2 rRNA genes are annotated in these 3,251 nt (G+C 49.8%); both read left to right on the forward strand.

The features are described 5' to 3' along the window. Positions 1 to 161: 161 nt before the first annotated feature. A 23S ribosomal RNA gene (locus NW240_RS08510) occupies positions 162 to 3,039 on the forward strand. A 78-nt stretch (positions 3,040 to 3,117) separates the two neighbouring features. Continuing rightward, a 5S ribosomal RNA gene (rrf, locus tag NW240_RS08515) occupies positions 3,118 to 3,233 on the forward strand. Positions 3,234 to 3,251 lie beyond the last annotated feature (18 nt).

Genomic DNA, 3,251 nt, shown 5'->3' on the forward strand with positions numbered 1-3,251 from the left:
ATCGATCATTGAAAACTGAATACACCAAACAAGATTGATCATATTCTCGATGCGAGGTATGACAATCACATTATTTCTTAAACAAAAAGATATAATGAACCGAGAAATTGACCGAGTCTATGAATTTATTCATAGAGTTAAAAAATAAGCGAAAATATTGTGGTTAAGCAATAAAGGGCGCACGGTGAATGCCTTGGCACTAGGAGCCGATGAAGGACGCGACGAACAGCGATATGCTTCGGGGAGCGGTAAGTACGCTAAGAACCGGAGATTTCCGAATGGGGGAACCCAATGATTGTAAAAGATCATTATCCGCAAGGAAGGTAGACGCAGAGAACTGAAACATCTAAGTACCTGCAGGAAAAGAAAATAAGAATGATTCCCTAAGTAGCGGCGAGCGAACGGGGAAGAGCCCAAACCAGCGTGCATGCACGTTGGGGTTGTAGGACTCCACCACGAGACCAGACGATTTAGTAGAAGCCCATGGGAAGGGGCGGCAGAGAGGGTGAGACCCCCGTATGCGAAAGATCAACTGGCTCAGGAGTATCCTGAGTACGGCGGGACACGAGAAATCCCGTCGGAATCCACCAGGACCATCTGGTAAGGCTAAATACTCCCTAGTGACCGATAGTGAACCAGTACCGTGAGGGAAAGGTGAAAAGCACCCCGGAAGGGGAGTGAAAGAGTACCTGAAACCGTGTGCTTACAAGTAGTCAGAGCCCGTTAATGGGTGATGGCGTGCCTTTTGTAGAATGAACCGGCGAGTGACGATAGTTGGCAAGGTTAAGTAGAAGATACGGAGCCGTAGCGAAAGCGAGTCTGAATAGGGCGCAAGTCAGGTGTCGTCGACCCGAAACCAGGTGACCTACCCATGTGCAGGTTGAAGGTGTGGTAAGACGCACTGGAGGACCGAACTCACATACGTTGAAAAGTGTGGAGATGACGTGTGGGTAGCGGAGAAATTCCAATCGAACCTGGAGATAGCTGGTTCTCTCCGAAATATATTTAGGTATAGCCTCAGAGTAAGAGTTGTGGAGGTAGAGCACTGTTTGGACTAGGGGCCCTTCCGGGTTACCGAATCTAGATAAACTCCGAATGCCACAAACTCATCTCTGGGAGTCAGACTGCGAGTGATAAGATCCGTAGTCGAAAGGGAAACAGCCCAGACCACCAGCTAAGGTCCCTAAGTAACTGTTAAGTGGAAAAGGATGTGGGGTTGCCTAGACAGCTAGGATGTTGGCTTAGAAGCAGCCATCATTTAAAGAGTGCGTAATAGCTCACTAGTCGAGTGACCCTGCGCCGAAAATGTACCGGGGCTAAACAGTACACCGAAGCTGTGGATTCTAATTTATTAGGATGGTAGGAGAGCGTTCTATGTGCGGCGAAGCTGTACCGTAAGGAGCGGTGGAGCGCATAGAAGTGAGAATGCCGGTATGAGTAGCGAAAGACAGGTGAGAATCCTGTCCACCGATTGACTAAGGTTTCCAGGGGAAGGCTCGTCCGCCCTGGGTTAGTCGGGACCTAAGCAAAAGCCGAACGGCGTATGCGATGGACAACAGGTAGAGATTCCTGTACTTGGGAAATACGTTTTAAGCAATGGAGGGACACAGGAGGTAATTCCACGCAGACTGATGGAAATGTCTGTAGAAGCAACGAGTGAGATTGTGAGTCAAATGCTTACGATTAATGATGAGTTGTGACCTGGAGCGAAATAATAGTAGCGAAGGTGGATAATCAAACTGTCGAGAAAAGCTTCTAGCTAGTATAACCAACCCGTACCGCAAACCGACACAGGTAGTCAAGTGGAGAACACTAAGGTGAGCGAGAGAACTCTCGTTAAGGAACTCGGCAAAATGACCCCGTAACTTCGGGAGAAGGGGTGCTGACGCAAGTCAGCCGCAGTGAATAGGCCCAGGCGACTGTTTATCAAAAACACAGGTTTCTGCTAAATCGCAAGATGACGTATAGGAGCTGACGCCTGCCCGGTGCTGGAAGGTTAAGAGGAGCGCTTAGCGCAAGCGAAGGTGCGAATTGAAGCCCCAGTAAACGGCGGCCGTAACTATAACGGTCCTAAGGTAGCGAAATTCCTTGTCGGGTAAGTTCCGACCCGCACGAAAGGCGTAACGATCTGGGCACTGTCTCAACGAGAGACTCGGTGAAATTATAGTACCTGTGAAGATGCAGGTTACCCGCGACAGGACGGAAAGACCCCATGGAGCTTTACTGCAACTTGATATTGAGTGTTTGTATGACATGTACAGGATAGGTAGGAGTCGAAGAGCTGTGTACGCCAGTATGCAGGGAGACGTTGGTGGGATACTACCCTTGTAATATGAACCCTCTAACTCGCGTGAAGAACACGGAAGACAGTGTCAGGTGGGCAGTTTGACTGGGGCGGTCGCCTCCTAAAGAGTAACGGAGGCGCCCAAAGGTTCCCTCAGAATGGTTGGAAATCATTCGTAGAGTGCAAAGGCAGAAGGGAGCTTGACTGCGAGACCTACAAGTCGAGCAGGGACGAAAGTCGGGCTTAGTGATCCGGTGGTACCGCATGGAAGGGCCATCGCTCAACGGATAAAAGCTACCCTGGGGATAACAGGCTTATCTCCCCCAAGAGTTCACATCGACGGGGAGGTTTGGCACCTCGATGTCGGCTCATCGCATCCTGGGGCTGAAGTCGGTCCCAAGGGTTGGGCTGTTCGCCCATTAAAGCGGTACGCGAGCTGGGTTCAGAACGTCGTGAGACAGTTCGGTCCCTATCCGTCGCGGGCGTAGGAAATTTGAGAAGAGCTGTCCTTAGTACGAGAGGACCGGGATGGACACACCGCTGGTGTACCAGTTGTTCCGCCAGGAGCATTGCTGGGTAGCTATGTGTGGGATGGATAACCGCTGAAAGCATCTAAGCGGGAAGCCAGCTTCAAGATGAGATTTCCCATTCGAAAGAATTAAGACCCCTGAGAGACGATCAGGTAGATAGGCTAGAAGTGGAAGTATAGCGATATATGGAGCGGACTAGTACTAATCGGTCGAGGACTTAACCATGAGATTTCAAGGTGAGTTTGGGTGTATTCAGTTTTGAGTGATTGAAAGATTGCTCAAGATAACGATGAGATGACACTGTGTGGTGATGATGGCAAGAAGGACACACCTGTTCCCATGCCGAACACAGCAGTTAAGCTTCTTAGCGCCGATGGTAGTTGGACCTTTGGTCCTGTGAGAGTAGGACGTTGCCACGCGTGTCATATCAAAGTTAT

Source organism: Facklamia sp. 7083-14-GEN3 (assembly GCF_024742075.1).
Taxonomy (GTDB): domain Bacteria; phylum Bacillota; class Bacilli; order Lactobacillales; family Aerococcaceae; genus Facklamia.